At 39.2% G+C, this 26926-nt stretch carries 25 protein-coding genes, 1 pseudogene and 1 riboswitch; of the genes and pseudogenes, 22 read left to right on the top strand and 4 right to left on the bottom strand.

All coding sequences use genetic code 11. The annotated features are described in order from the left end of the window. From JFU50_RS02940 to JFU50_RS02930, 3 genes are all read left to right on the top strand, one after another. On the top strand, positions 1-1206 hold the full coding sequence (locus tag JFU50_RS02940) for an acyl-CoA dehydrogenase family protein (RefSeq protein ID WP_201183407.1): 1206 nt from the start codon (positions 1-3) through the stop codon (positions 1204-1206). A 23-nt stretch (positions 1207-1229) separates the two neighbouring features. Beyond that, a complete protein-coding gene (locus JFU50_RS02935; protein ID WP_053345038.1) occupies positions 1230-1541 on the top strand; it encodes a DUF3870 domain-containing protein in 312 nt (103 codons plus the stop codon). Between the two features lie 492 nt (positions 1542-2033). After that, the gene (locus JFU50_RS02930; protein ID WP_201181775.1) at positions 2034-2237 is read left to right on the top strand and encodes a hypothetical protein; all 204 of its coding nucleotides are present in this window, start codon (positions 2034-2036) and stop codon (positions 2235-2237) included. Positions 2238-2300: 63 nt separating this feature from the next. On the opposite strand, the pseudogene JFU50_RS31900 reads toward JFU50_RS02930, so the two are convergent. Continuing rightward, positions 2301-2378: pseudogene (locus JFU50_RS31900) on the bottom strand (CotG/ExsB N-terminal domain-containing protein); the annotation flags it as partial. Positions 2379-2528: 150 nt separating this feature from the next. On the opposite strand from JFU50_RS31900, the gene JFU50_RS02925 reads away from it, so the two are divergent. Both JFU50_RS02925 and JFU50_RS02920 read left to right on the top strand, forming a co-directional pair. Further along, entirely contained in the window at positions 2529-3620 is a 1092-nt protein-coding gene (locus tag JFU50_RS02925; RefSeq protein WP_201224999.1) for a CotH kinase family protein, read from the top strand. 232 nt (positions 3621-3852) lie between these two features. Continuing rightward, the gene (locus JFU50_RS02920) at positions 3853-4806 is read left to right on the top strand and encodes a TRM11 family SAM-dependent methyltransferase (protein WP_201221635.1); all 954 of its coding nucleotides are present in this window, start codon (positions 3853-3855) and stop codon (positions 4804-4806) included. A 57-nt stretch (positions 4807-4863) separates the two neighbouring features. Here the strand turns inward: JFU50_RS02920 and JFU50_RS02915 are convergent, their stop codons facing one another. Continuing rightward, complete coding sequence (locus tag JFU50_RS02915; protein ID WP_201221633.1) at positions 4864-5829, bottom strand: MBL fold metallo-hydrolase; 966 nt, start codon at positions 5827-5829, stop codon at positions 4864-4866. Between the two features lie 355 nt (positions 5830-6184). Here JFU50_RS02915 and JFU50_RS02910 point away from each other — a divergent pair, with 355 nt between their 5' ends. Further along, complete coding sequence (locus tag JFU50_RS02910; protein WP_201221631.1) at positions 6185-7150, top strand: 2-hydroxyacid dehydrogenase; 966 nt, start codon at positions 6185-6187, stop codon at positions 7148-7150. Between the two features lie 80 nt (positions 7151-7230). On the opposite strand, the gene JFU50_RS02905 is transcribed toward JFU50_RS02910, so the two are convergent. Further along, positions 7231-7416: a hypothetical protein gene (locus JFU50_RS02905; RefSeq protein ID WP_201221629.1), complete on the bottom strand. Its 186-nt coding sequence runs from the start codon at positions 7414-7416 to the stop codon at positions 7231-7233. A gap of 167 nt (positions 7417-7583) precedes the next feature. Here JFU50_RS02905 and JFU50_RS02900 point away from each other — a divergent pair, with 167 nt between their 5' ends. Further along, positions 7584-8816 (top strand): multidrug effflux MFS transporter, encoded by a 1233-nt coding sequence (locus JFU50_RS02900; protein WP_201181763.1) that lies wholly within the window; start codon positions 7584-7586, stop codon positions 8814-8816. A 99-nt stretch (positions 8817-8915) separates the two neighbouring features. On the opposite strand, the gene JFU50_RS02895 is transcribed toward JFU50_RS02900, so the two are convergent. Next, complete coding sequence (locus JFU50_RS02895) at positions 8916-9689, bottom strand: SDR family oxidoreductase (RefSeq protein WP_242489021.1); 774 nt, start codon at positions 9687-9689, stop codon at positions 8916-8918. A 217-nt stretch (positions 9690-9906) separates the two neighbouring features. Here JFU50_RS02895 and JFU50_RS02890 point away from each other — a divergent pair, with 217 nt between their 5' ends. The 15 genes from JFU50_RS02890 to JFU50_RS02820 all read left to right on the top strand — a co-directional run bounded on the left by JFU50_RS02890 (position 9907) and on the right by JFU50_RS02820 (position 26406). Further along, on the top strand, positions 9907-10890 hold the full coding sequence (locus JFU50_RS02890; RefSeq protein ID WP_201221627.1) for a Gfo/Idh/MocA family protein: 984 nt from the start codon (positions 9907-9909) through the stop codon (positions 10888-10890). Between the two features lie 113 nt (positions 10891-11003). Beyond that, positions 11004-11312, top strand: coding sequence for a heme biosynthesis protein HemY (locus tag JFU50_RS02885; RefSeq protein ID WP_053345048.1), 309 nt, complete (start codon positions 11004-11006; stop codon positions 11310-11312). A gap of 20 nt (positions 11313-11332) precedes the next feature. Continuing rightward, positions 11333-12454 carry an NADH-dependent flavin oxidoreductase gene (locus tag JFU50_RS02880; protein ID WP_201221625.1) on the top strand — a complete coding sequence of 374 codons (1122 nt, stop codon included), beginning with the start codon at positions 11333-11335 and terminating at the stop codon, positions 12452-12454. A 777-nt stretch (positions 12455-13231) separates the two neighbouring features. After that, positions 13232-14875: a SulP family inorganic anion transporter gene (locus tag JFU50_RS02875; RefSeq protein ID WP_201224998.1), complete on the top strand. Its 1644-nt coding sequence runs from the start codon at positions 13232-13234 to the stop codon at positions 14873-14875. Positions 14876-14959: 84 nt separating this feature from the next. Then, positions 14960-15373, top strand: coding sequence for a MerR family transcriptional regulator (locus tag JFU50_RS02870; protein ID WP_309558773.1), 414 nt, complete (start codon positions 14960-14962; stop codon positions 15371-15373). Positions 15374-15815: 442 nt separating this feature from the next. After that, positions 15816-17330: a carboxylesterase/lipase family protein gene (locus JFU50_RS02865; RefSeq protein WP_201221624.1), complete on the top strand. Its 1515-nt coding sequence runs from the start codon at positions 15816-15818 to the stop codon at positions 17328-17330. 32 nt (positions 17331-17362) lie between these two features. Beyond that, complete coding sequence (gene kynU / locus JFU50_RS02860) at positions 17363-18649, top strand: kynureninase (protein ID WP_242489020.1); 1287 nt, start codon at positions 17363-17365, stop codon at positions 18647-18649. A 14-nt stretch (positions 18650-18663) separates the two neighbouring features. Next, entirely contained in the window at positions 18664-20013 is a 1350-nt protein-coding gene (locus JFU50_RS02855) for an amino acid permease (RefSeq protein WP_056530831.1), read from the top strand. A 14-nt stretch (positions 20014-20027) separates the two neighbouring features. Then, complete coding sequence (gene kynA / locus JFU50_RS02850) at positions 20028-20873, top strand: tryptophan 2,3-dioxygenase (RefSeq protein WP_201181753.1); 846 nt, start codon at positions 20028-20030, stop codon at positions 20871-20873. A 22-nt stretch (positions 20874-20895) separates the two neighbouring features. Beyond that, a complete protein-coding gene (gene kynB, locus JFU50_RS02845) occupies positions 20896-21522 on the top strand; it encodes an arylformamidase (RefSeq protein WP_201221622.1) in 627 nt (208 codons plus the stop codon). Positions 21523-21539: 17 nt separating this feature from the next. Further along, the gene (gene nadD / locus JFU50_RS02840) at positions 21540-22193 is read left to right on the top strand and encodes a nicotinate (nicotinamide) nucleotide adenylyltransferase (protein WP_201221620.1); all 654 of its coding nucleotides are present in this window, start codon (positions 21540-21542) and stop codon (positions 22191-22193) included. A gap of 301 nt (positions 22194-22494) precedes the next feature. Then, positions 22495-23526 carry a sulfate ABC transporter substrate-binding protein gene (locus tag JFU50_RS02835; RefSeq protein ID WP_201249871.1) on the top strand — a complete coding sequence of 344 codons (1032 nt, stop codon included), beginning with the start codon at positions 22495-22497 and terminating at the stop codon, positions 23524-23526. Between the two features lie 71 nt (positions 23527-23597). Further along, entirely contained in the window at positions 23598-24434 is an 837-nt protein-coding gene (gene cysT / locus JFU50_RS02830) for a sulfate ABC transporter permease subunit CysT (RefSeq protein ID WP_053345054.1), read from the top strand. A 29-nt stretch (positions 24435-24463) separates the two neighbouring features. Then, positions 24464-25330, top strand: a complete 867-nt coding sequence (cysW, locus tag JFU50_RS02825; RefSeq protein WP_377372447.1) for a sulfate ABC transporter permease subunit CysW — start codon at positions 24464-24466, stop codon at positions 25328-25330. Positions 25331-25341: 11 nt separating this feature from the next. Next, entirely contained in the window at positions 25342-26406 is a 1065-nt protein-coding gene (locus tag JFU50_RS02820; RefSeq protein WP_201221614.1) for a sulfate/molybdate ABC transporter ATP-binding protein, read from the top strand. A gap of 137 nt (positions 26407-26543) precedes the next feature. Continuing rightward, a riboswitch (M-box (ykoK) riboswitch) is annotated at positions 26544-26709 on the top strand. Positions 26710-26926 lie beyond the last annotated feature (217 nt).

Raw genomic sequence — 26926 nt, 5'->3', positions numbered from 1 at the left:
ATGAATTTCGAATTAACAGAAGAGCAGCAAAGTGTGAAAAAAGTGGTAAGGAAATTTGTGGATAAGGAAATTATCCCATACATTCAAGAGTGGGATCGACAAGGACAGTTTCAACCTCATATTCTAAAGAGATTGGCAGAATTGCAGCTGATGGGTGTTTGTATCCCTGAAGAGTATGGTGGAGTCGGAATGGATTATAATACCCTCGCTATCGTTTGTGAAGAGTTAGAGCGTGGTGATACGGCTTACCGCACTGCAGTTTCAGTACATACAGGGTTGAATAGCATGACTTTATTGCAATGGGGAACTGAAGAACAAAAACAAAAATATTTAGTACCGCAAGCAAAAGGAACTAAGATTGGCGCTTTCGGACTGACTGAACCGAATGCAGGGTCTGACGTAGCAGCAATGAAATCAACGGCTAAGCGTGATGGGGATTATTACATTTTGAATGGATCAAAAACTTGGATTTCTCTCTGCGATTATGCGGATCATTTCCTCATTTTTGCTAAGACGGATCATGATCTTGGCTCCAAAGGGATTACTGCTTTTATTGTAGAACGTACTTTTGAGGGAGTGGAATCCAAAGCCATTAAAGGAAAATTAGGAATTCGCGCAGGAAATACAGGCGAAGTCTTTTTAACGGATGTAAAGGTTCCAATTGCGAATAGACTTGGTGAAGAGGGAGAGGGCTTCAAAATTTCCATGTCAGCATTGGACAGCGGTCGTTTTACAGTAGCTGCAGGTGCTGTAGGGTTAATCGAGGCAAGTCTAGAAGCAAGCTTAAAGTATTGCCATGAGCGCAGTACATTTGGAAAAGAGATTGGTAGGCATCAGCTTGTTCAACAGATGATTGCTAAGATGAGCGCGAATCTAGAGATTTCCAGATTGCTGGTCTTTAAAGCTGGAACATTAAAAAACCAAGGCAAACGTAATACCAAGGAAACATCACTTGCTAAGTGGGTTTCATGTAATGCAGCGAACGAAGCAGCGAATGATGCGGTTCAAATCCATGGTGCCTATGGCTACTCGGATGAATATCCGGTGGAACGTTTCCTACGGAATTCAAAAGCTCCAGTCATTTACGAAGGAACGCGTGAAATTCATACTGTAATGCAGGGGGAATACGCTCTGGGCTTCAGACAAGATAAAGAACTACGTAAGCAATTGCCTGCATGGCCCTTCGAGCAGGTTTCCGTACATTAATTACAGACAGAGGAGATCAGATGATGAACACATATTTTATTGCAGGACATGCAAAACTTCCACAAGGTATGGCAGCGAGGAATGTATATGATTCCATCACAATCACTGTAGAATTGGACTTTAAATATGGTGTTATCGTTGATGCATCCTGTACCCTTGCTACAGAACATGGCAGGGAATACATTCGTCAACTACTTCGCGGTTATTGTCTTAAAGATGGTATCGAAGAATTGATTGATCGTGTGCAAATGTATTATCGTGGTAAGGCAGGTCAAGCGATTCAAGCAGGGCTGAAGGATGTATATGCACAGTTCGAATTGGTCTCCGTTAAATAAGAATTAAAATGGATCGTGCCGGTCTTAAAGCCGGTAGGATCCTTTTTTTGACTGCATTGCAAGGTACGCACTTTCATTGTGCAAAAATAATGAAGGTGGTCCATGCCCCCCTAATTGGGCATGTGTTGAATTGCCGTTAATGCATATGGTAGTAATTCTGATTTCTACATTGGGTGATCGTTCATGAGATTTGACAGATTCTTTAGTAGTTTAAAAAAAGCTAGTTATATTTTTTCATAATAATAGAGGTGATAAAAAAGTATCACCTCTTTAAAAATATTTTCAACGTTCTGAAGTTGCCTCTTCTAAAGATTTCTCCTCAAAACATTCATACAATTAAAAGTTCCATCTACAATTATTTCGGAAGCAAATGGAAGGCCTTCTATGGCATCGCCGATTGTTGGAAGAACGTCGATTTCCGCAAGAACGCCGATTTCTGCTAGTACGTCGTTCAGTCCTGCAGGTAGATCTCCTTCTCCAGCAAGAGCCTAGTTGAGTCCTGCAAGTACATCTCCTTCTCCAGCAAGAGCGTCGATGAGACCTGCAAGTAGAACGGTTCCTGCTGGTGCGTCGGAGAGACCTGCAAGTAAACCGGTTCCTGCTGGTGCGTCGTTGAGTGCTACAAGTAGAGCGGTTCCTGCTGGTACGTCGTTGAATGCTACACGTGGCCCGATTTCTGCTGGTGCGCCGTGGTGAACGACGAGTACTCCGCCTTTTTCTATTCTTTTTCCTCGTAGAACGGGCTCTTGAACGAGGGTCCTGATACATGAAGTCGCTTAACCCAAAAGAATTAGCCCTATCCACCGCATTTTGTATATCACGAGAAATATTTGACATATATTTATCCTCCTTTTCCATAATAAACTATGTTGCTTGTACGTAATGTGCTATTGATTATCACAAAACCTTTTTAAAAAAATTAGTTATTTTTGTGGCATCCTTCGCTTTCTTTCATAAATTAAAATGAAAATGAAAGGGAAGGGTTATATGAATGCTGACAAGGAAATACCTATATATCAGCTTTTTATTCCACCTGTAAATTTAATGGAACTTCGTAGAGACATTTGGTGCAATGATCCGGTATGTGCAAAGTTAACAATAAACAGAAAAAAACTCGATATTGATATCGTTTACCGTGGCTCCCATATCCGAGATTTTCGGAAGAAGTCCTATAATGTAATCTTTTACAAGCCAAATACTTATCGAAATGCCAAAGAAGTGCATTTAAACGCTGAATATAAGGATAAATCTTTACTAAGAAATAAATTATCATTAGATTTTTTTGCAGATATAGGAACTTTATCACCAAGATCCCAATTTGTTTTCCTGAATTTGAATGGGAAGGACGAGGGGATATACCTAGAATTAGAATCAGTAGATGAACATTATTTGAAGAATGGAAACTTGCCTAAAGGATCTATTTTTTATGCAGTTGATGGAGATGCTAATTTCTCGTTAATGAGTGATTTAGACAAAGGAATTAAACAATCTTTAGAATTGGGCTATCAAAAAAAATGTGGGACAGCTCAGGATGAATTATATTTACAAGAATTAATTATCAATATTAATACAATTCCAAGAGTGGATTTTGAAAAGGAAATTGTAAAATATGTAGATGTGGAAAAGTATCTGCGGTGGCTGGCTGGTGTCATTTTCACACAAAACTTTGATGGATTTGTTCACAATTATGCTTTGTACCGAAATGGAGACACTGGACTATTTGAAATCATCCCGTGGGATTATGATGCGACATGGGGGAGAGATGTAAATGGAAAGGTGATGGAGGAGGACTATGTTGGTATTAAAGGCTTTAATACATTGACTGCAAGAATTCTGGATATAGATACATTTCGTCAAAAATATCAACGTCTTTTAAAAGAGATTATGAACAATCAGTTTAACGTAAGATATATGGAACCTATTATTCAGGATATGTATAACCAAATCAGACCGTATGTTCCGAAAGATCCATATATTAGGGATAATATTGAAATTTTCGATAAAGAACCTGATTTCATCCTCAATTTCATAGAGTCACGGGCAAATTATATAAATAGTCAATTGCATACATTAGATTAATTACTTGTTTAACATTCACTTGTTTTTCCAATCGAAGTTGTAAGATATTGCGTATATTTTTTAGCTTTAGATGGAGGAAGGTAAATGGTTAAATTTTATTAAAAACGGAAGGTACGCTGAAAGAAAAGCGTTCCTGCTGTTTTTCGTCATGATTCTATTTGCTTTTCTAATCTTTTAAAGCTATGTTTGATAGAAAGATATAATCTAAAGTATTATGAAGGATGGGAATACATTGAATAATCATAGCCGTTTGCCGGCATATATATATACCTTTACGTGCAGCCCAGATGAACGCTCTTTATGTAATATGGAGATGCGCTCGTTCTTCGGTTTAGAAACATCAGTTAATATTTTGAAAAGTAATATTGAAATTGAACCGAGCAGAAGTCCGTTTATTAAAGGACGGGTCGAGGTGATGTACGAAGGGGAAAGCATATCCGAAATTGTTGAGCAGGTAAAAAATATTCACTTACCACATTCAACATTTAAAGTGTTATTTGTTAAAATTAATGATTTGGATAAAGAAGCAAAAATAGATTATGATGGACAACGTGAAATTGAACGGGAAATTGGCTGGCACATTCAGGGAAATGCCGATGTACGTAATCCTGATCAGGTCTTTGGTATTGTGCCACTTGGTGGTCGTTGGTATTTCGGGAAATATGTTAAACCGGAAGCTGTTTGGTTACATCATATGAAAAAGCCTCGTGAGTATTCAACAGCACTTAGCACAAGAGTAGCCAGAGCCATTGCTAACATTGCGGTTCCACATCCAGATGGAGTGAAAGCCATTGATCCATGCTGCGGCATTGGGACAGTGTTAGTGGAAGCCCTATCAATGGGCATAGATATTGATGGTCGCGATATCAATCCTCTTGTGACAGATGGATCGAGAGAGAATATTGCTTATTTCGGACTCGAAGGTGATGTAACAACCGGTCCAATCTCAGATGTTACGAAAAATTATGATGTAGCGATTATTGATATGCCTTACAATCTATATACACATGCGACTCCGGAAGATCAGCTCTCAATCCTTAAACATGCCAAAAGCTTTGCTGACAAGGTGGTTGTCGTAACCATTGATACGATGGATCACATGATTGAAGAAGCCGGGTTTGAAATTGCAGATCGATGTGTGGCCAAGAAAGGCATTTTTTCCAGACAGATTGTTTTGTGTGTATAAGCTTAATTGGGAAGATAAAAAGGCTGAAATCTTTGTGGATTTCAGCCTTTTTGATATTTACTTAACGTAATAATGAACCACATTTTTGATAATTTCCTTGTTGATCTTTTCCTGATACTCTAAGTAATCTAAATGACCAATAATTTCTGACATGACAAGCGGGAACTCTTTTACATATTTTTCTTTGTAAAAGGTTTTCGCCAGTTCATTACCCGTCGAAATTCCGGATTCTATTAAAGCCAAGATTTTTTGTGATTTTGACTCAATACTGTTGAGTCTTTTTTCAATTAAAGAACCGGGGTGTTCGATGATATTACCATGTCCTGGTAAAATGAGATTAATCTGTAATGATAAACACCGCTTTAATGAATCGATATGATCCACAAGCGTCAGCATTCTATTGCCGTTTTCATCAGGTTCAATCAAGGCGTTACTTGAAATATGTTCAATCAATAAATCACCAGCAAGCAGCCGTTTCTCTTTTTGGTCAAGGAAGGCCATTTGATCCGGGGCATGTCCGGGAAATTCGATTACTTCAAAGTTCAGCCATTTTTTTTCCGTGATTTCAATGATGTCACAATTCAGTCTTTGATCTTTATTATTATCAACGGCATTGAATAAATAGGCGACTTGTTTATCACCTAGTTCACCACAGCCCATTTGAAGGTAAAGCTGTTTATAAAATTCAATTCTCATACTTAAGAAGTCAGGATCCCGTTTTAAACGAGGAACGGATTTAGAATGGGCATAAACAGGAATCGGGTGGAGTGCAGTAATCCGGTTAACCAAACCTACATGGTCTCCATGGTGATGGGTTAACAAAATTTCTGTAATATCCTTAATGGTAAAACCATTTTCCTTTAATGTATTCTGTAATGCATTCCAGCAAACATCGTCATTCATACCAGCATCTACTAATGTTAAAGATTCATCCTGTTTTACTAAGTAAAAGTTTATGCTTTTCAATGATAAAGCACTTGGAGCCATAATTGGATAAATTTCAAGTAATGTATTAGTTTTCATGAACGTCGCCTATCCTCCCAAATTGAGATTAACTAAATAGTGATATTACTAATAATGAGCAAGTATATATAAAGGGTTATTAATCTATGATGAGATGAATGAAATGAAACTGTCAAGCGGAAACTTCTAAATGAAAAAGATTTTAATAGAGAAAATAACTGGTAATGGATGGTTTATTTATCTTGTTTATTTTAAAATTGAATAAGCATCTCAATAATTGAGCCAATATTCTTATAATTAATTTTGGCTGTTGAGGTTTCATATTCATGTATATTTTATAACTAAAACTGAAGATGTAATGTATGTTGAGAGAAAGCGTTCTATAGAAAATAGAAAGTGTATAGGAGGGACTAGTTTGAAACCTAAGATTTATATTACAAGGAAATTGCCAGAACAAATAGTTAATAGGCTGAGAGGGAATTATCGTGTCACGATGTGGGAACAAGAGGATATACCGGTTCCTAGAGATGTGCTTGAAAAAGAAATAGAAGAAATTGATGGGCTGCTTTGTTTGTTGACGGAACAAATAGATGAGGCGCTGATTGAAAAGGCGGTTAATCTAAAAATCATTGCCAATATGGCGGTTGGTTATAACAATATTGATATACATAGTGCAATAAAAAGAGGCATCATGGTCACGAACACGCCGGGGGTTTTAACGGAAACAACAGCCGATTTAACCTTTGGCTTGCTGCTTGCAACGGCAAGAAGGCTGATAGAAGCAGAAGATTATTTAAAGAGTGGACAATGGGAAACGTGGTCACCTATGCAGCTGACCGGGCAGGATGTACACGGTGCAACGATGGGAATCATCGGGTTAGGGAGGATTGGTGAGGCACTGGCTAAAAGAGCTAAGGGCTTTGATATGGATCTAGTTTATTTTAATCGAAGCCGTAAATATGAACAGGAAAAAGAATTAGGAATTGAATATCAGCCCCTTGAAAAATTGCTCCAAGTTTCGGATTTTGTCTGTGTAATGTTACCGCTTACTCCGGAAACCACTTATATGATTGGCGCAGATCAGCTGGATTTAATGAAAGAGACGGCTGTACTCATAAATACGGCAAGAGGTGGGATTGTTGATGAAAAGGCGTTATATCAGGCGTTGAAAAACCGAGTAATTTGGGCGGCAGGATTAGATGTATTTGAAGAAGAACCAGTTTCATTGGATCATCCGCTGCTAACATTGCCAAATGTGGTTACGTTACCGCATATCGGGAGTGCCAGCATTGCGACAAGATTGAAAATGGCAAGCCTTGCTGCACAAAACTTGATGGATGGCTTAGCAGGTGATACTCCTCGTAATTTAGTAGTATTATGAAAATGACATGTGAAAAAAGGACTCCAAAAAAAATGGGGTCCTTTTTTGAGAGTGAAATATCAACCATAATGCCTTTTTTATTAAAGTCCTCCTGTCTCTAAACCGTCAATTTCTATCCCTCTACTAAAATCACGTGTGATTTTTAATTCATTATTTGTGGTGGATAAGGTTAGTTCTCCTTCTTTCTCATAAACTTTAGATGACTTCTCGTCATACACCTTAATATTGATAGACTGCTGTGTACAGGTTAATATGGTGCAAAGCAATTTGAATCCCCTCTTTATCATTTTAAAAGAGTGCTAAATAGAATTACTCGGATTATCTTTAACTTAAGGAAAGCATACTTATCGTAAATTGACTGGATTTTTTGTAAAATAAAGAAGATCACGTATTTTTTAGAAAAAACAACTTGTTAAAAGGGATAGGGGTAGTAATGATTGAATTGAAAGAAACAATTTCATCAGGTAACGAAATGACTAAATCCAAAAGGCTGTTGATGGCTCTTATGCTTGGTTCCTTTGCAGCGATTGGACCATTGTCACTTGATATGTATTTACCAGGTCTGCCTACGCTTGCTGAAGATCTAAACAGCAGTACGTCTTTAGCCCAGCTTAGTTTGACAGCCTGTTTATTAGGATTGGCGTTAGGGCAGATTTATCTAGGACCACTAAGTGATGCAAAAGGAAGACGGGTACCGTTAATCATTTCACTATCTATTTATTGCGTTTCATCTCTGTTATGTGCTTTTGCTCCATCCATTGAATTGCTTTTATTATTACGTTTTATTCAAGGTATCGCAGGAGCAGGAGGAATTGTCATTTCCAGGGCCATTGTTCGTGACCTTTTTTCAGGAACGGATTTGACAAAATTCTTCTCCATGTTAATGCTGGTAAATGGAGCTGCGCCGATTTTGGCTCCAGTTTTTGGAGGTCAGCTGTTACAGTTCACATCTTGGCGGGGAGTTTTCATAGTCATTTGTGTATTAAGTGTGCTTATGGTTGCCGCAGCATTTTTCGGTGTAAAGGAAACATTATCTCCTAATCATAGAAGTGCGGGAGGGGTAACCGATACACTCCGAACTTTTGGGAATTTATTAAAAGACCGTGTATTTATGGGCTATGCTTTTTCACAAGGATTCGTAAGTGCCGCAATGTTTGCGTACATTTCCGGTTCGCCTTTTGTTCTCCAAAATATCTTTGGTGTCTCTCCCCAAACGTTCAGTCTTATTTTTGCAACAAACGGAATGGGTATCATTATTGCCTCTCAAGTGACTGGAAGGCTGGCAGGTAAGGTAAAAGAGGAAAAACTCCTTCAAATAGGATTATGTCTTGCATTATTTGGAGGGATCCTACTTCTTTCATCTATCCTTCTCGAAATTGGGTTAGCAGGAATCTTGATAGCTTTATTCTTCTCCGTTTCTAGCGTTGGAATTGTCGGTACAACAAGTTTTTCTTTATCGATGCAGAATCAGAAAAAAACAGCAGGCAGTGCCTCGGCCTTAATTGGACTGCTCCCTTTTATATTAGGGTCACTAATGGCTCCCCTAGTGGGTCTAGGTTCAGGTGATTCACCCCTTCCGATGGGTATTGTGATGGTAAGTTGTCATGCCATCGCCATGTTGGCTTATCTAGTTCTTGCCCGCCGTGGGTTAAAGGGATTAGCATAAAAATAAAAATAAAAAGCTGAATCCCTTTTATAGGGTTTCAGCTTTTTACCTTGTTTAGAAAGTACTCCTGATAAAAATCAGGGCTGCTTTTTTCAATTCTTATAACAGTGATTCCGCTCCGTCAATATAAACTTCCGTGCCTGTTACATGGGAGGACATAGCTGAAGCTAGGAACAAGACAAGGTCCCCTGCTTGCTCGGTAGTGCCGGCTTTTTTTGCAAGGGGCTGTGAACCTTCCGGGTATTCAATTGGGATTCTGATTTTTTTTAAGTTTTCATCTTCTGGGAAAGTGTTGTCGTGAATGTTCGTATCGATGGAGCCGGGACAAATGATGTTGACTCGGATTTTATATTTTGCCAATTCGAGTGCCGCCATTTTACCGAAAGCAACTTGACCAGCTTTTGATGAGCTGTAGGCGGAAAAACCAAAATTCTTGAAAAATCGGTTTCCATTGATGGAGCTGTTGATGACGATGCTGCCACCTGTTTCCTTCATATATGGAATGGCGTATTTGACAGTGAGGAAGGTACCCTTTAGGTTGATGGTATGTGTTTGATCCCAGTCCTCTGGCTTTATGTCTTCGATGGGGGCTATCACACCGTTGATGCCTGCGTTGGCGAATACGAAATCAATTTTCCCGAAATGGTCAAAGGCTACCTGGTATGCCTTTTCAACTTGATCGGCTTTAGAAACATCGGTTTTGACGATTAAAGCCTCTCTACCAAGGGATTCTACTTCTTCCTTCACCTTTTCGGCATTTTCAACTGTCCGATCAAAAAAGACAATATTTGCACCGTTTTCAGCTAGCTTTAGTGCAGCTCCACGGCCAATTCCTGATCCGCCACCCGTAATTATTGCGACTTTATTTTTCATTAAATCTGTCATAAACTTCACACGCTCCTTTTTAGTTTTCTTTCCCGAATAGGCAGTATGTAGAAACATCATGGCAGTAGTAATATAGAAAGATTATAAAGGAAAATTACCTGAAAAATCCAATTTAAACCGTCGTTGGTCGTCATTTTCCTTTGTTTTTTAGTGAATTGTCTGTATATTGAGGACATAATAAGTTAGCTTGAAAGGGGATATGATGTTGATACGTTTAGGAGTAATAGGAACAAACTGGATCACTGAGCGATTTTTAGAGGCAGCAAAGCTTGTGGAGGAGTTTTCTTTAACCGCTGTTTATTCACGTACAGAAGAGAAGGCTAAGGAATTTGCCGGAAAATATGGAGTTTCTACGATATTTACAAATTTAGAGGAAATGGCCGCAAGCGATGAGATTGATGCTGTATATATTGCAAGTCCTAACTCTCATCACAGCAGGCAGGCAGTGTTATTTTTAGATAATAAAAAGCATGTGTTATGTGAAAAACCATTAGCTTCGAATGCAATGGAAGTTAAGAAGATGATTGACGCTGCCCAAAAAAATGAAGTGCTATTAATGGAAGCAATGAAATCAACAGTAATGCCTAACTTTGAAAGTATCGAGAAAAATATTAGTAAAATAGGTACCATACGGCGATTTTCAGGAAGCTATTGTCAATATTCATCACGCTATGACGCGTATAAAAAGGGCACAGTTTTGAATGCGTTCAATCCGGAATTTTCAAGCGGCGCATTAATGGATTTAGGGATTTACGTCATTTACCCACTTGTTGTACTGTTCGGTAAACCAAATAAGATTCAGGCAACAGGAACATTGCTTGAATCAGGGGCAGATGGACAGGGAACCATATTACTTTCCTATGACGAAATGGAAGCGGTCGTAATGTATTCGAAAATTACGGAATCCAACCAGCCATCCGAAATACAAGGCGAACATGGCAGCATTCTCATTAATAAGATTTCCGGACCCGAAGCAGTGGATATCCATTATCGGGATGGTTCTAGGGAAAGTATTTCGGTTAAGCAGGACATGCCTTCCATGTATTATGAAGTTAAAGAGTTTGTTGAATTGATTCATCAGGGTAAAATAGAATCGGATAAAAATTCATTCGCGAATTCACTATTGACTATAGAAATCATGGATGAAGCAAGAAAGCAAATTGGCATCGTTTTTCCTGCTGACCGTTGATAAGCATTTAAATAGACACGGTCTTGGAAGAAGAGTATAAATGGATGTTACAGATATCCTTTAATTGGGTAGAATTTTAGTACATAGATAATATTTATGTTGGAGGAATGGATATGAAATGCAAAATTAACCGTAATGCAGCAAAAGTTTTACAAAATATGTTGAGCAGTGAAGAAGCCGAAGGCAAAATGATTCGAGTATATATCACGCATATGCATGGTGATCATGCTCACTATGAGATGAAACTTGATACGCCGACAGAACATGATGAAATTGTCAAAACAGATAAAGATATAGATATTTTGCTTGATTCACGTGAGGAATTTCTTGATGGGGTATGGATTAAATATTTTTACGTTCCGGAAGAAGGTTTTGAAATTACTAATCCTTCGAAAGAACCTCACGGGCATCACCACCATTAAGAAAAAAAGGGGAGAATGGTATGAATCAAAAATACGAAAAGATCTTTCAACCATATAAATTTTCTTCAGGGGTAGAAGTGAAAAACCGTATCATGATGGCTCCGATGACAACTTATTCTTCGGATGATCATGGCTTTATAACCGAAGATGAACTGGCTTATTATGCGGAACGCTCGGCAGGTGTTGGTGCGGTGATTACGGCTTGTGCTTATGTAATAGCTGGAGGAAAAGGGTTTCCAGGTCAATTTAGTGTAGATGACGATTTATTTATCCCTTCTTTGAGAAAATTGGCTGAGACGATTCAAGCTAAAGGGTCAAAAGCAATTTTACAAATATATCATGGTGGTCGGCAAAGTCCACCCGAATTAGTACCTGATAACCAACCTGTTTCCGCGAGTGCGATTGCTTCCAAACAAGATGCACCGGTACCACGGGAAATGTCGGAAAACGAAATTCAGGACGTTATTATGGCATTTGGAGAAGCGACTAGAAGAGCCATCGAAGCAGGATTTGATGGCGTAGAAATTCATGGGGCCAATACGTATTTGCTTCAACAATTCTTTTCACCACACTCGAACCGTCGTACAGATAAATGGGGAGGAACTCTAGGAAAACGATTGATTTTTCCGCTTACCCTTGTAAACGAAGTGGAAAAAACAGTGGCTGAGCATGCGAAAAAGCCATTTATTATCGGCTACCGCATTTCTCCTGAAGAAGGCAGCAATCCTGGAATCACTTTGAATGACACGCTCCAGTTCGTCGATAGACTAGCTAATCAAAACTTAGATTATCTGCATATATCGGTAGGTCATTTCTGGAATGGTTCATTCCGTGAGAGTGATAGGACAAAATCCCGAATCGTTAAAATTCATGAAAAGGTTGGTAATCGTATCCCGATAGTCGGTGTAGGCTCTCTGCACACACCGGAGGAAGTAGCAGAAGCTATGGAAACCGGCGTGCCATTTATCGCCCTCGGTCGAGAACTGCTTATGGAACCGCATTGGATTGAAAAAATCAGGGCAGGAAAAGAAATTGAAATACGTACGACTCTTTCCAAGAAAGATCAGGATGAACTTGTCATTCCAGATCCACTTTGGGAGAAGTTGATTAATATAAAAGGTTGGCTTCCGGTAGTAGAGTAAGTGTAAAAAGCATTAGAAATATATAATACCTTAAACCCGTCCTCTCTTTATTGAGGACGGGTTTTTGTATGGGCAACTTATGCATAGATGGTCTCAATGGATTGGAATGTTCAGATTCCTTTTCCTGGAAAATGAGCATTCCAATAAGATATATGTTGAGGAAGGCAATTAAAATAGTATTTCGGCTACATTTGAACTTGCCTAAACAAATGATACGGGCATCCGTAGCTCATTTTGTGAATTAACCCAACAATCAGTATCCCTAGAGTTACAGATAATCAGACTTATTCCGTTCAAACGGAAAATATCTCTCTATTGGATAAATCAATTTAATATATGCCGAAGAATAGGCAATTAGTCGAACATTCCAATTCCCTGCATAGTAGTCATTACTTCCGGCTTCAAAATAACTAGTCTGGACGTATCGTCCCAGTTTGTAATATAAACGTAAAAATATGTAAACAAATGTTAACTTTGCTAGTAATGTACAGTTCTACGTTTTACTGTATAATGTTGAACCGTAGTTGATAACCATGTCAAATAACTTTACAAAGGAGAATACAGATGACGATTATTTCTTCGGTTTTATTTGCCCCTCGCATGTTTGTTGTAAACAGAAAATATGTCCGTTGGAAGAAGTTACGTTCCCTCTATATATTTACTTAGCGTATACAATTATACGTATTTGAACGAGTAACTCCTCTAAAAAGCAAGAATATATTCCGATAATTGTAGAGTTCAATCTTAAAAACAACTAAGGATGTGAAAATGAAGAGAATGATAAAAGATACGAGATTCCAAGGATATAACATGAGAGGTTTTCAAAAAGACGTTACGGCAGGATTGGTTGTAGGTATTGTTGCCATTCCTTTGGGATTAGCTTTTGCAATTGCGTCAGGAGTTGAGCCAATATACGGGTTATATACTACGATCATCGCTGGAATCCTCATTTCCATTTTGGGAGGATCCAAGTATCAAATTGGTGGACCGACTGGAGCTTTTGTGCCTTTGTTATTTGGTATTGTTATGCAATATGGATATGATAGTCTGCTAATTGCGGGATTTTTAGCTGGATTGATACTAGTTGTGATGGGACTTCTTAAATTAGGTAATTTGATGAAGTTCATTCCCCGCCCTGTCATCATTGGGTTTACAACAGGAATTGCGATAATTATCTTTTCTGGGCAGATCGCCAGCTTCTTCGGTATGAGGGTGGAAAAACATGAAACGTTTATGGACAACATGAGGGAACTGGTGGTTAAAGCAGATACGATTAATGTTTATAGTGTGAGTGTTGCGGCTATATGTTTTATCGTTATCTTGCTTTCACCGAGGATTCTGCCACGAGTGCCAGGACCGCTACTGGGTCTACTCATTTCCACAATAGCAGCCTACTATTTATTTCCCAATAAGGTTGCTACAATCGGTTCTACGTATGGAGCGATTCCAAGAGGATTTCCTGAATTTAAAGTGCCAGAGCTTTCAATGGAAATCATTATCACACTTCTTCCCGTTGCTTTTACGATTGCCTTATTAGGAGGCGTTGAGTCTTTGTTATCCGCTACCGTGGCAGATAATATGGGCGGTTCCAAACATGATAGTAATAAGGAATTGGTTGGACAAGGGATTGCAAACATTGCTACTCCATTCTTTGGGGGGATACCGGCTACAGGTGCTATTGCCAGGACGGCTACCAATATCAAAAGTGGTGCAGTCTCTCCAATGTCCGGAATCATTCACGGAATTGTCGTTTTGTTGGTTTTGCTTGTACTTTCTCCATATGCAGCGCATATACCTTTGGCAAGCATGGCACCCATTTTGATGTTTGTTGCATGGAATATGAGTGAAAGAAAGGAATTCGCTCATGTTTTAAAAACGAAAACAGCAGATTCGGTCGTTTTGCTAGTTACCTTTCTTGTTACTGTTTTCACTGATTTAATCATGGGAGTCGGAATTGGCTTATTGATTGCATTTGCCACCTTTATTAAAAAAATGAGCCACACATTAAAAATTAGAGAAAGAAATCATGAAGTTCATCATGAAATTGTTCCAAGCGATAATTTGGATTCAAAGATCAATGTGTATATTTTGGAGGGGCCATTATTCTTTGGTTCGATTGATGTCCTGGAGTCATCCATTTTAGCAAACTTGGATAATAAAACGAAAGTTTTGGTATTAAGTATGCGGAGGGTAACATATATGGATACGTCTGCAGAGGCTGCACTTCTGGCTATTGTTAATCGTTTAGGAAAATATAAGGGGAAATTAATCATTTCTGGAATTCAGCAGCAACCAAAGGAATTGCTGATCAGCACTGGATTATACCATAAAATAGAAAAACAACATTTTTTTAAATCGAAGGAAGATGCCCTTTATTTTGCCAAGAAGCAGTTGTATGTTAATTCGGATAAAGTAGTCTAATAGTTTCATCCTCGAAGTCACCTTTTTGGATTGTTATGTTATAGTAACGTTAACAGTAGATTTTAAAAGAAGGTGACTATCTGGGTGAATATATATCGGATTGGCCAGCTTGCTGAACTTGCGAATGTTTCGAAGAGAACCATCGACTATTACACACAATTAGGAATGCTGAACTATGAAAAAAATGGGTCAAGATATCGATATTATACAGAAGATGCTCTCAATCGTCTTCAAATGATTAATCGGTACAAAGAACAAAATATGCCATTGACTGAAATTAAGGAACGGTTACATGTCTGGTCAAAAACCACTGTGGTTTCTGGGCAGGTGCTCGTGAAAGTGGACAAGATATCATCAGATATCAAAGAACTGGAAAAAGAACTGCTTGAATTAAAACCGCTATTGGATCAGCTCGATGATCAGCAATTAAAATTTGCTGCAAAACAGCTGTCCGTTCGAGGAGGGTCTTTATTAAGCATCATTACTATGCTCACCTAAATATTTTGCCTCGATCAACAAAAAAGACCTGAATTGGTCTTTTTTTGTTTTGATTTAATAAATTTCACATCAGGGGAATCATCATTTTGAATAGATTTGTCCATTTTCATCTATCGTTATATGAGTGGATAACTGATTTAACTTGTTTATAATATTTGGTTAAAAGTCTTATCCATGAACAGTGGTTGTCCACTAATAATTTTGGCTGGAGTAATATTCGTGGTCGTATGCCCACTAATAGGAATGTCCACACAATTGCGTTTCTAATCCTTAAGGATGATTGGAACACCGGAATATGAAGTTGACTATGAGTAGAACATTTATTTGAATTATTTTTGGTTGAAATAGCCTTATAAATCTTTTTTCGATAAAGATGAAGGATATAAGGGAATGGAAAAAGAAGAACTTAAGTATCTATAAATATAAGAAGAGGTGAGAGTGTATGATTGGATCAATCGTAACGACGGCAAAAGGACATCTTCAAGGTACTATGGAAAACGATGTATGCGTTTGGCGTGGAGTCAGGTATGCGAAAGCGCCAATTGATGCTTTGCGTTTCCACTCGCCGGAGCCAGTTGAAAAATGGAGCGGTGTCTTGGATGCAGTGGATTTTGGTGCTGTTCCTCCACAGCCGATGGATCGGGCTGTAAGAACAGGAATGGCTGGCAATGAAAAAATGGATGAGGATTGCTTGTTCCTGAATATTTGGTCACCAAGAGCTGATGATAAGAAGCGCCCGGTCATGGTATGGATTCCTGGTGGGGCATATATAACGGGAGCTGGATCTATTGATATGTACAATGGACATTTGTTGGCTAAGAATGGAGACGTAGTCGTAGTAAGCATCAACTATAGGTTAGGTGCACTTGGATATTTGGATTTTACTGAGTTGACAGATGATGGAGAAACATTTGAAACCAACTTAGGCTTACGTGATCAAGTGGCTTCTTTGAAATGGGTGAAAGAGAATATTGAAGCCTTTGGCGGCGACCCTGAGAATGTTACGATATTTGGCGAATCAGCTGGAGGAAATGCCGTAACAACCTTACTTACTGTACCTTCAGCGAGAGGTCTTTTTAAACAGGCTATTGCAGAAAGTTCTGCTCCAACATCTGTTTACGGAAAAGCATTTGCACGACAATTCAGTGAAAAATTCCTGGATATCTTGGGAATTGGCAAGAATGAAATCCATCGATTAAAAACACTTCCAGTTCAAGAAATTGTCGCCGCCTCTTACCAACTCTTACAGGAAAACTCACAAGCTATGCCTGGTTCCCTATCTTTTGGACCTGTCGTTGATGGTGACTTCCTGCCTGATTATCCACTAGATTCGATTCGGTCCGGAAAAGCCAAGGGGATACCCTTGCTTATAGGAACAAATAGAGACGAAGCGACATTATTTGAACAAATGGATCCCCCTTTAATCCCAACTAATGAAGAGATGATTCATAAAATGTTCGAAAATACTGATCCAGAGGCGAAAGAGCGAATTACGAATGCTTATATGAACTTCCCTAAAAAGGAAGCGGCGCTTGGCATTGGCCGCGATGCGACTTTCCATATTCCTTCCGTTTGGTATGCGGAGGCGTACAGTCGTTTTGAAAAAACGTGGATGTATCGTTTTGATTATAAAACGCCGGCACTGCGTTTAAGCAAATTAGGGGCGACCCATGGAATGGAAATTCTATTTGCCTTCCAGACATTCGACTCGGCATTGGGCAAACGGATTACTTCTTATGGATCCAAGACAGCAGCGCTTAAGGTTTCCCAAAGGATTCAAGGTCATTGGGTTAACTTTGCGAAATATGGAAACCCAAATCCCGCAGAAGGGGAAATCTGGCCGAAATATGATGAAAACAACCACTACACTATGATTTTTGATAAAAAGGATTATATTGAAAAAGATCCTAACAGAATGATAAGGTTGGCCTGGGAGGGAGTAGGGATTTACAAGTGAAATATAGTGGATAGGAAGAAAGGACGGACAACATGGATATAAAAAATTTTATGTCTACGAAAGAGTATGCGAGAACTTTGGATCAGCAAGATGCCTTAGTTTCATACAGAGAGGAATTCTATTTGAATCCCGGAATGATTTATTTGGATGGGAACTCATTGGGACTTTTATCGAAGCGGGCGGAAAAAAGCTTAATGAGGTCATTGGAAGACTGGAAAAGGTTTGGGATAAATGGGTGGACGGAGGGCGCTGAGCCTTGGTTTTACTTTTCTGAGAGATTGGGAGAATTGAGTGCCCAATTGGTAGGGGCTGCAGGGGATGAAGTGATAATGAGCGGGTCAACGACAGCTAATTTACATCAGCTTGCGGCAACTTTTTTTGAACCGAAAGCTGGTAGGAACAAAATCATGGCGGATGAGCTAACGTTTCCCAGTGATATTTATGCGCTCCAAAGCCAGCTGCTATTACATGGACTTAATCCTGCGACACATTTAGTTCAGGTGAAAAGCCGAGATGGGAAATTCCTTAAGGAAGATGACATCATTGCAGCGATGAACGAGGAAATAGCCTTGATTGTACTGGCGACGGTCTTGTATCGGAGCGGTCAGATCCTTGATATTGAAAGGTTAACCAAGGAAGCCCATGCACGTGGGATCATTATTGGGTTCGATGGCTGTCATTCTATAGGTGCTGTTCCGCATTGGTTTGACAAGTGGGAAGTGGATTTTGCATTTTGGTGTAATTATAAGCATTTGAATGGTGGGCCAGGTTGTGTAGCTGGGTTGTATGTGAACCGTAAGCATTTTGACAGGAAGCCGGGATTGGCAGGCTGGTTTGGATCGAGGAAGGATAAGCAGTTCGATATGGAACATTCCTTTACCCAGGCAAATTCTGCAGGTGCTTTTCAAATTGGAACTCCCCATATATTAAGCATGGCCCCTCTTTTAGGTTCACTTGAAATGTTTGCAGAAGTGGGAATAGAGCAGGTTCGGTCAAAATCTTTGAGGCTGACGAAATATCTAATGGATTTAATCGACTCGGAACTTACTGATTACGGATTTAAAATTGGTAGCCCAAGGGATGAATCAAAAAGGGGCGGTCATATCATCCTTGAACATAAGGAAGCGGCAAGAATATGTAAAGCATTGAAAAAAGAGGCTATCATACCCGATTACCGTGAACCTAATATGATCCGACTAGCACCTGTTGCTCTTTATACCTCTTTTCAGGAAGTCTTTGAAACGGTACAGGTCCTTAAAAAAATCATGGACGGAAGGTTATATGAAAACTATGAAAATAAACGGGGAATCATTGCCTAGGATGGGAGAACCGTATGGAGAAAAATAAGTTGCATCGTAAGTTATCGTCAAATCAAATCACAATGATTGCCATGGGTTGTGCAATTGGTACCGGTTTATTTTTGGGCAGCGGCCTTGCGATTTCGACCGCAGGCCCAAGTGTATTAATCAGCTATGCAGCAGGTGCATTCATTGTCCTCCTATTGATGGGCTGTTTGGCAGAAATGACTGTAGCCTATCCAACATCAGGGTCATTTGGAACGATTGCTGAAAAATATATCAGTCCATTTGCAGGCTTTGTTGTGCGATATTCATATTGGATAGCGAATGTCCTTGCTATTGGAGTCGAAGTGAGTGCAATCGCCGTGTACATGAAATATTGGTTCCCTGATGTAGCTGGAAGTGTGTGGATTTTTCTTTTTGCTGCACTGCTTATCTATGTAAATGCAACGAGTGTCAATACATTCGGAAATTTTGAATATGTATTTTCAATGATTAAAATTAGCGCTATTGTTATTTTTATTTTACTTGGAGCATACGTGGTGATTGGCGCCGAACCCTCAAGTGGTATTGGGGTAGAGAATTATGTCAATGACGGAGGGTTTATGCCATTCGGGTTTTGGGGGCTTTGGGTTGCAATATTTATTTCTCTCTTCAGCTTTTTAGGGACGGAATTAATTGCAGTGACAGCGGGAGAAGCAAAAGACCCCGATATTGCCGTGCCCAAAGCTTTAAAGGCAACTGTTTTCAGACTTGCTACTTTTTATGTACTGACAATCGGTCTTATGTTGATGATTGTACCATGGCAATCTGCTGGAATCGATAAAAGCCCATTTGTAAAGGTAATGGAAATTTTGAATATTCCAGGAGCATCAGGAATAATGAATTTTATTGTGCTAACAGCCGCTCTATCTGCGATGAATAGCCAGTTATATGCTTCTACAAGAATGATATTTTCATTATCCGAGCAAAAGCAGGCTCCTGCATTATTTCAAAAGGTGAGCCGAAAAGGTGTTCCATTACGTGCCCTACTCATCTCTACACTGGGCATTTTTCTAGCTGCTGGTGTAAAAGTTCTGCTTCCGGATACTTCATATGCGTTCATGATGGGGATTTCGATGTTCGGAGCTATTTTCACCTGGTTTATGGTGTTTATCTCACATTTGTATTTTAGAAGGAATTGGGAAAAATCTGGAGGGCGGAAGTTGCCGGTGAAAATGTATGGCTTTCCATATTTAACGATACTAGGTGCATTTCTGCTGTTTGCTTTGACGGTATCGACTTGGTTCACTGGTCCATTTAAAATCGTTCTCCAGTTCGGTGTTCCTTGGCTGATCTTTCTTTGCATCGCTTATTTGTTAATGATGAAAATAAAAAGAACGTAAAAGGGAGAGAGAGTATGGATAAGGGACCGACTGATAAGAATCGTTTAGAAGAAGGAATGGTTACTGATTTTGAAAAGGATATGTCCTATGGGGACTATCTACATTTAAATCAAATTCTATCGAGTCAGCACCTGCTTTCCGGTCATCATGATGAGATGTTGTTTATTATCATTCATCAAACAAGTGAATTATGGATGAAACTGATTCTTCATGAATTAACAGCAGCAACAGACAATATCAAGGCAGGACGTTTGGAGCCTTCCTTTAAGATGCTATCTAGGGTATCAAGGATTCAACAACAACTTGTTCAATCGTGGAATGTTCTCTCGACCTTGACGCCATCGGATTATATGGAATTCCGTGAGAAACTCGGAAACTCTTCTGGCTTTCAATCATTTCAAAACCGGTTGATTGAATTTGCAATGGGCCAAAAGAATACGCAAATATTGACCGTTTTTCGACATCAGCCTGAACTTTATGAAACGATGATGGTTAATTTAAATAAACCTAGTATTTATGATGCTGCGATTGGGGCCTTGGCTGCAAGAGGTCTTCCGGTTGATGCATCCGTTTTGAAAAGGGATTGGTCTGAAACATATCGAATAAATGCCAGTGTGGAGAGTGCCTGGCTGACGGTCTACCGTGATGTTCATAAATATTGGGACTTATATGAGCTGGCCGAAAAGCTTGTTGATATTGGTAGTCAGCAACAATTTTGGAGATTCCATCATATGAGTACGGTAGAAAGAATCATCGGCCAAAGAATGGGCACAGGTGGTTCGTCGGGAGTGAGCTACCTAAAGAAAGTGGTCGACCAGCCATTTTTCCCTGAACTCTGGACACTGCGAACAAAGCTGTAAGCAAGACTGGAGGGGAAAATAGATGAGTCTATGGAGAGATATTTCTCAGCGACTGAACGAAAATACGCCATATTGGCCAGGAGATACACCGTATTCATATCGTCTGAATTCTTCAATAGCAAAGGGATCATCAGTCAATGTTGGGGAAATTAGGATGAGTACACATTTAGGAACACATATTGATGCTCCTTTCCATTTTGATGAAAACGGAAAAAAAATCATTGAGCTCGATTTGGATTTATATATTGGCCCAGCACTTTTAGTAAAGATAGATGCTACTAAAAGTATTGGAGTTGAGGCTTTTACAGGTATCGACTTTACAGGCATCGAACGGTTATTACTGGCAACAGGACAGTGGAAGGATCTCAGCCGTTTTCCTGAATGGATTCCTACAATTGATCCTGAATTAGCACCTTATCTTGCTGATAAAGGAGTGAAGTTGCTTGGACTTGATTTGCCTTCCGTTGACTATCTCGACAGCAAAGAATTGCCTGCCCACCATGCTCTGTCAGGTTGTGGTATTCATATCTTGGAAGGTCTAGTCCTAGAAAGCGTGGAGCCGGGACTGTATGATTTGGCAGCACTGCCGCTTGCGTTAGAAGAGGGAGACGGCAGTCCGGTCAGGGCTGTGCTGAAAAGGAAGGGTTAAACGAGGGGGAATAAGAGATGGGCAAAATTGGAGTTTACGGATCTTCCTTCGATCCAGTTACGAATGTCCATTTATGGACAGCATCTACCATTGCACATCGTGCTAAGTTGGACAAAGTTATTTTTTTACCTTGCGCCGATAATCGGATTGATAAACAGATGAAAACGAGTAATGAACATCGCTGGGATATGCTTGGGCTAGCTATCGAGGACAACCCGCTGTTCGAAGTTAGTGATTATGAAATTAATGAACGGGCTGGGACGAGTAAACAGTATACTTGGTATACGATGGAATACTTTAAACAACAGTACCCGAAGGATGATGTTTATTTCATTATGGGTGCCGATCTTCTTGAAGATATTGATAATCAGGAATTACCGGTACACTTACGCTGGAAATTCAGGGAAAAGTTGATTGCCAATCATAAATTTATCGTCATGGCCCGGGATGGAATAGATATGCTGAAAATCATTTCCAAAAGTCCGTTGCTGAGAAATTATGATGATGGCAATACATTTCACCTTATTGATAAAGGTCTCTCCATGGAAATCAGTTCGACATATATAAGAGATGAGTTCGCGATGGGTGGAGAACCGAGATATTTACTGCCTGGTCAATGTTATCAGTATATTGTGGACAATAAGTTGTATCAGAAAGAATCAAAATCTTGAGTTTTTAGTATAAGCGAGAACAAAGAATGCAAAAGAGCTCAATCTAATGAGATTGAGCTCTTTTGCATTGGTTATATAATTCCATTAATACAGACTATATTATTTTAATCTAAATAAGCGTCGCGGAAAAGATAAAAAGAAAAAACATAGTTGACAACTTGGTATACTTTGTTTTATGGTAGTGATACATAAAAACAGAATATTTGCTGATCAGAAAACTGAAGGCATACTATCTCCTTATATATTAATTGAAGGAAATAGTATGTCTTTTTTGTTGGAAAAAGTGAAACGGGGGAAGTTTATGAAAAAGTTGATGGTATTTTCAAGTTTGATTTTAGCCTTTGGAGTACTAGCAGGATGTAATTCAGAAAAAACAGAAGGAGAAGGGAACTCTAAGTCTGTGGAGCTTTTGAATGTGTCATATGATCCGACGCGTGAACTGTATCAAGAATTTAATGATGCGTTTGTGAAACATTGGAAAGAAGAGTCAGGTCAGGATGTAACGATTCAGCAATCTCATGGCGGTTCTGGTAAACAAGGTAGAGCGGTTATTGATGGGTTGGAAGCGGATGTCGTGACACTGGCATTGGCTTATGATATTGATGCCATTTATGAAGCTAGTAACTTATTAGCGGAAGATTGGCAAAAACGTTTACCTGAAAACTCGACACCGTACACATCAACTATTGTGTTTTTAGTAAAAAAAGATAATCCGAAAGGTATAAAAGATTGGAATGATTTAATCAAAAAGGATGTTTCCGTAATTACGCCAAATCCAAAGACAAGTGGTGGAGCAAGGTGGAATTACCTGGCTGCATGGGCTTATGCAGAAAAGAGTTTTAATAATGATGAAACCAAAGTGAAGGGTTTTATGAAAAAGCTTTATCAAAATGTTGAAGTTTTGGATTCAGGAGCACGAGGTGCAACGACCACATTTGTGGAAAGGGAAATTGGTGACGTACTAATTGCTTGGGAGAATGAAGCTTATTTAACACTAGAAGAATTCGGTGATGATAAATATGAAATTGTGAATCCGTCGATTAGTATTCTAGCTGAACCTCCAGTAGCTATTGTTGATAAAGTGGTTGAGAAAAAAGGAACGAAGGAAGTAGCTGAGGCCTATCTGGAATACCTTTATACAGATGCCGGTCAAGAAATTGCAGCAAAGAACTTCTATCGTCCGAGGGATGAGAAGGTTCTTGCTAAATACAAGGATCAGTTTGCAAATATTGATATGGTGACTGTTGATGAAAAGTTCGGCGGGTGGAAAAAAGCCCAGGAAACACATTTCAATGATGGTGGTACATTTGACGAAATTTATCAACCACAATAAGCGTTGGAGGAGAAGATGTAAATTCACATTTTCTCCTTCACTAATCAATCAGAAAGAGCTGGGGCGAATCGATGAATATAGCGGAAGTTAAACAAAAGAAAAAAAGAACCATACCTGGTTTTGGACTAACGATGGGGTTTACATTGCTGTATCTATCCATCATCGTTTTGATTCCATTATCCATGGTTTTTTTAAACACATTTACAATGGGGTTTCAGGATTTTTGGGCGACTATTACCGAACCGAGGGTCGTTGCTTCCTATAAACTAAGCTTTCTGACAGCTTTAACTGCGGCCTTTGTGAACGCAGTTTTTGGCGTTTTAATTGCCTGGGTGCTGACTCGTTATGAATTTCCTGGCAAACGAATCATCGATGGTCTAGTTGATTTGCCTTTTGCCCTGCCGACTGCTGTAGCGGGGATTACATTGACCACTTTGTACTCACCGAATGGGTGGATTGGCCAATTTTTCAGCTTTAAAATTGCCTTCACTCCCATCGGGATTATCATTGCCCTGATATTTATCGGTCTGCCTTTCGTTGTCCGCATGGTCCAACCGGTGCTTGAAAATATAGAAAAAGGAATGGAAGAAGCATCTGCTTCGCTAGGGGCGAATCGAATGCAGACGTTTATTAAAATTATCTTTCCTGAATTGATACCAGCGATTTTGACGGGTTTTGCACTTTCTTTTGCAAGGGCGCTTGGAGAGTATGGATCCGTTGTGTTCATTGCAGGAAATATGCCTTTTAAAACAGAGATTTCACCGCTTATCATCATGACAAAACTCGAACAGTATGATTATCAGGGTGCAACTGCTGTGGCCACCGTCATGCTTATTATTACATTTCTAATTTTGTTCACCATCAATATCTTACAATGGTGGACTAGCAAAAGATATACCGGGAAATAGGAGGGGACATGTTGGCAAATCACAATTCAGTGGCTGCAGAGACGAACAAACCAGTCATTTTAACGAGAAACGCAACGAAAGAGCCTAAATCTATACAGTGGATTCTTATTTCCATTGTGTTGCTATTTCTTACTTTATTTTTAGTTGTTCCATTAATCGCAATCTTTGTAAAAGCCTTTGAAAAGGGGGCTGATGCTTATTTTGCGGCCATAGCCCATCCTGATTCTATGTCTGCCATTAAATTAACATTAATCGTTGTCCTAATCACGTTACCGCTTAATGCTATATTTGGGGTAGTGGCGGCATGGACGATTACAAAATATGAATTTAAAGGAAAAAACTTTTTAATAACTTTGATTGATCTACCCTTTTCGGTTTCACCAGTCATTGCTGGATTGATTTTTGTACTTTTATTTGGCTTACATGGGGCCCTTGGTCCATTGTTGCAAAACTATGATATTAAAGTGATCTTTTCGATACCAGGGATTGTCATCGCCTCTATTTTCATTACCTTCCCATTCATTGCACGTGAATTAATTCCGCTCATGCAAAGCCAGGGAACGTCTGAAGAAGAGGCATCGCTCACACTAGGAGCAGGAGGATTCAAGACGTTTTGGTATGTAACGCTTCCTAATATTAAATGGGGCCTTTTATATGGAGTCATTTTATGTAATGCGAGGACAATCGGAGAATTTGGGGCCGTATCGGTCGTATCAGGCCATATACGCGGGATGACGAACACGATGCCACTTCATATTGAAATCTTATACAATGAATATCAATTTTCAGCGGCCTTTGCCGTGGCATCACTGATGTCCATTTTTGCAATCATAACGTTGGTTATTAAAAGTTTCATAGAATGGAAAACAGACTTTAAATCATCAAAAGTAAGTTAGGAGGGAAAGTAATGAGTATCGTCATCGAAAATGTTACAAAATATTATGGGTCTTATCAAGCCCTCCAAAATATCAATCTGGAAATAAAAAGCGGGGAGCTTGTAGCGCTACTTGGCCCCTCTGGTTCGGGAAAAACATCATTGCTACGTATCATTGCTGGACTTGAACAGGCAGAGAACGGAAATATCTTATTTAATGAAGAGAATTACACCAATAAGCATGTGAAAGATCGGAATGTGGGCTTTGTTTTTCAGCATTATGCTCTTTTTCGCAACATGACCATTTTTGATAATGTTGCCTACGGTTTAAAGGTTCGTCCAAGAAAAATAAGACCTAGTAAAACAGCGATTGAACAAAAGGTTACAGAATTGCTTCAGCTAGTTAAGTTGGAAGGATATAAGTACCGTTATCCTTCTCAATTATCAGGCGGCCAGCGTCAGCGTGTGGCATTGGCAAGGGCTCTTGCTGTAGAGCCGAATATTCTTTTGCTTGATGAACCATTCGGGGCACTGGATGCTAAAGTGCGTAAGGAACTTAGGCGTTGGCTAAGAAGACTTCATGATGAATTCAATGTTACGAGTGTCTTTGTAACACATGATCAGGAAGAAGCGATGGATGTTGCTGATCGAGTTGTAATCATGAATGAAGGGAAAATTGAACAGATTGGAACTCCGGAAGAAGTATATGATCAACCCAAGAATCCATTTGTTTACGATTTTCTCGGTAGTGTCAATCTTTTCAAGGGCAAGGTTCATCAAGGGAAATTGGCAACAGGAAATGTGGAAATACATGTTCCAGACAGTGAGGATGGAGAGAGTACTGGTTATGTAAGAGCTCATAACTTTATCATAGAAAGAGAATCATTAGAAACGGATTCGATTGCATCTGTTATTGACCATATTCATACAATTGGACCTATTGTCCGTATTGAAGTGATTCGTCAGGATATAAATGAACCGCTTGAAATCGAACTTACTAAAGAACAATATAATAATCTTGAATTAAAAAAAGGAGAAATAGTGTTTGTCCGGCCCAAAGAATTGAAGGTCTTTGTTGACTATATGGCTGGAATCTAACAGGAAGTCGATAAGTTAACCAAAAAACCGCTAATTAGCGGTTTTTTTATTATCATTAACTAGCGTCAATATCTAATTTTATTAATAAAAAAACATTGACTTCTAAAAGAAACTCTTTTAGAGTGGATTGGTAAACTAAATATCCTCGTTAGGTGAGGCTCCTGTGTAGGAGATATGCTACTGCCCAAAAATGTCGAAAGACGCCAATGGGTCAACAGAAACCATCGACATAAGGTGGTTTTTAATGTAGCTGGCGTTGTCCTATGCCACACAGTGCTAAAGCTCTACGAATGGAGGAACAGGATTTCTGCTATGTATTTGTCATTCAGACAATGTACGTATGTGTATTTGTCATTCAGAAATGTACGTAAATGTACCGTGTGAACACCTCCATTTGTAATGGAGGTGTTTTTATATTTTTCTGGGAGGTGAGGATAGTGGATAACTATTCACGACCTTATACTCGAAGCATAATAAATATCAAATAAATACAAAGATTAAGGAAGGGGAATTATAAAAT

Source organism: Peribacillus sp. TH14, assembly GCF_016651145.1.
GTDB lineage: Bacteria > Bacillota > Bacilli > Bacillales > DSM-1321 > Peribacillus > Peribacillus butanolivorans.
The sequence above is the reverse complement of the archived record's forward strand: the minus strand, read 5'-3'. Positions and strand labels throughout refer to the sequence as shown.

Bases quoted from the DNA above. Each gene is read 5' to 3' on its own strand.
- JFU50_RS02940 (WP_201183407.1), top strand. From the start codon at position 1: ATGAATTTCGAATTAACAGAAGAGCAGCAAAGTGTGAAAAAAGTGGTA.
- JFU50_RS02935 (WP_053345038.1), top strand. From the start codon at position 1,230: ATGAACACATATTTTATTGCAGGACATGCAAAACTTCCACAAGGTATG.
- JFU50_RS02925 (WP_201224999.1), top strand. From the start codon at position 2,529: ATGAATGCTGACAAGGAAATACCTATATATCAGCTTTTTATTCCACCT.
- JFU50_RS02915 (WP_201221633.1), bottom strand. From the start codon at position 5,829: ATGAAAACTAATACATTACTTGAAATTTATCCAATTATGGCTCCAAGT.
- JFU50_RS02900 (WP_201181763.1), top strand. From the start codon at position 7,584: ATGATTGAATTGAAAGAAACAATTTCATCAGGTAACGAAATGACTAAA.
- JFU50_RS02895 (WP_242489021.1), bottom strand. From the start codon at position 9,689: ATGAAAAATAAAGTCGCAATAATTACGGGTGGCGGATCAGGAATTGGC.
- JFU50_RS02885 (WP_053345048.1), top strand. From the start codon at position 11,004: ATGAAATGCAAAATTAACCGTAATGCAGCAAAAGTTTTACAAAATATG.
- JFU50_RS02880 (WP_201221625.1), top strand. From the start codon at position 11,333: ATGAATCAAAAATACGAAAAGATCTTTCAACCATATAAATTTTCTTCA.
- JFU50_RS02875 (WP_201224998.1), top strand. From the start codon at position 13,232: ATGATAAAAGATACGAGATTCCAAGGATATAACATGAGAGGTTTTCAA.
- JFU50_RS02865 (WP_201221624.1), top strand. From the start codon at position 15,816: ATGATTGGATCAATCGTAACGACGGCAAAAGGACATCTTCAAGGTACT.
- kynU (WP_242489020.1), top strand. From the start codon at position 17,363: ATGGATATAAAAAATTTTATGTCTACGAAAGAGTATGCGAGAACTTTG.
- JFU50_RS02855 (WP_056530831.1), top strand. From the start codon at position 18,664: ATGGAGAAAAATAAGTTGCATCGTAAGTTATCGTCAAATCAAATCACA.
- kynA (WP_201181753.1), top strand. From the start codon at position 20,028: ATGGATAAGGGACCGACTGATAAGAATCGTTTAGAAGAAGGAATGGTT.
- kynB (WP_201221622.1), top strand. From the start codon at position 20,896: ATGAGTCTATGGAGAGATATTTCTCAGCGACTGAACGAAAATACGCCA.
- nadD (WP_201221620.1), top strand. From the start codon at position 21,540: ATGGGCAAAATTGGAGTTTACGGATCTTCCTTCGATCCAGTTACGAAT.
- JFU50_RS02835 (WP_201249871.1), top strand. From the start codon at position 22,495: ATGAAAAAGTTGATGGTATTTTCAAGTTTGATTTTAGCCTTTGGAGTA.
- cysT (WP_053345054.1), top strand. From the start codon at position 23,598: ATGAATATAGCGGAAGTTAAACAAAAGAAAAAAAGAACCATACCTGGT.
- JFU50_RS02820 (WP_201221614.1), top strand. From the start codon at position 25,342: ATGAGTATCGTCATCGAAAATGTTACAAAATATTATGGGTCTTATCAA.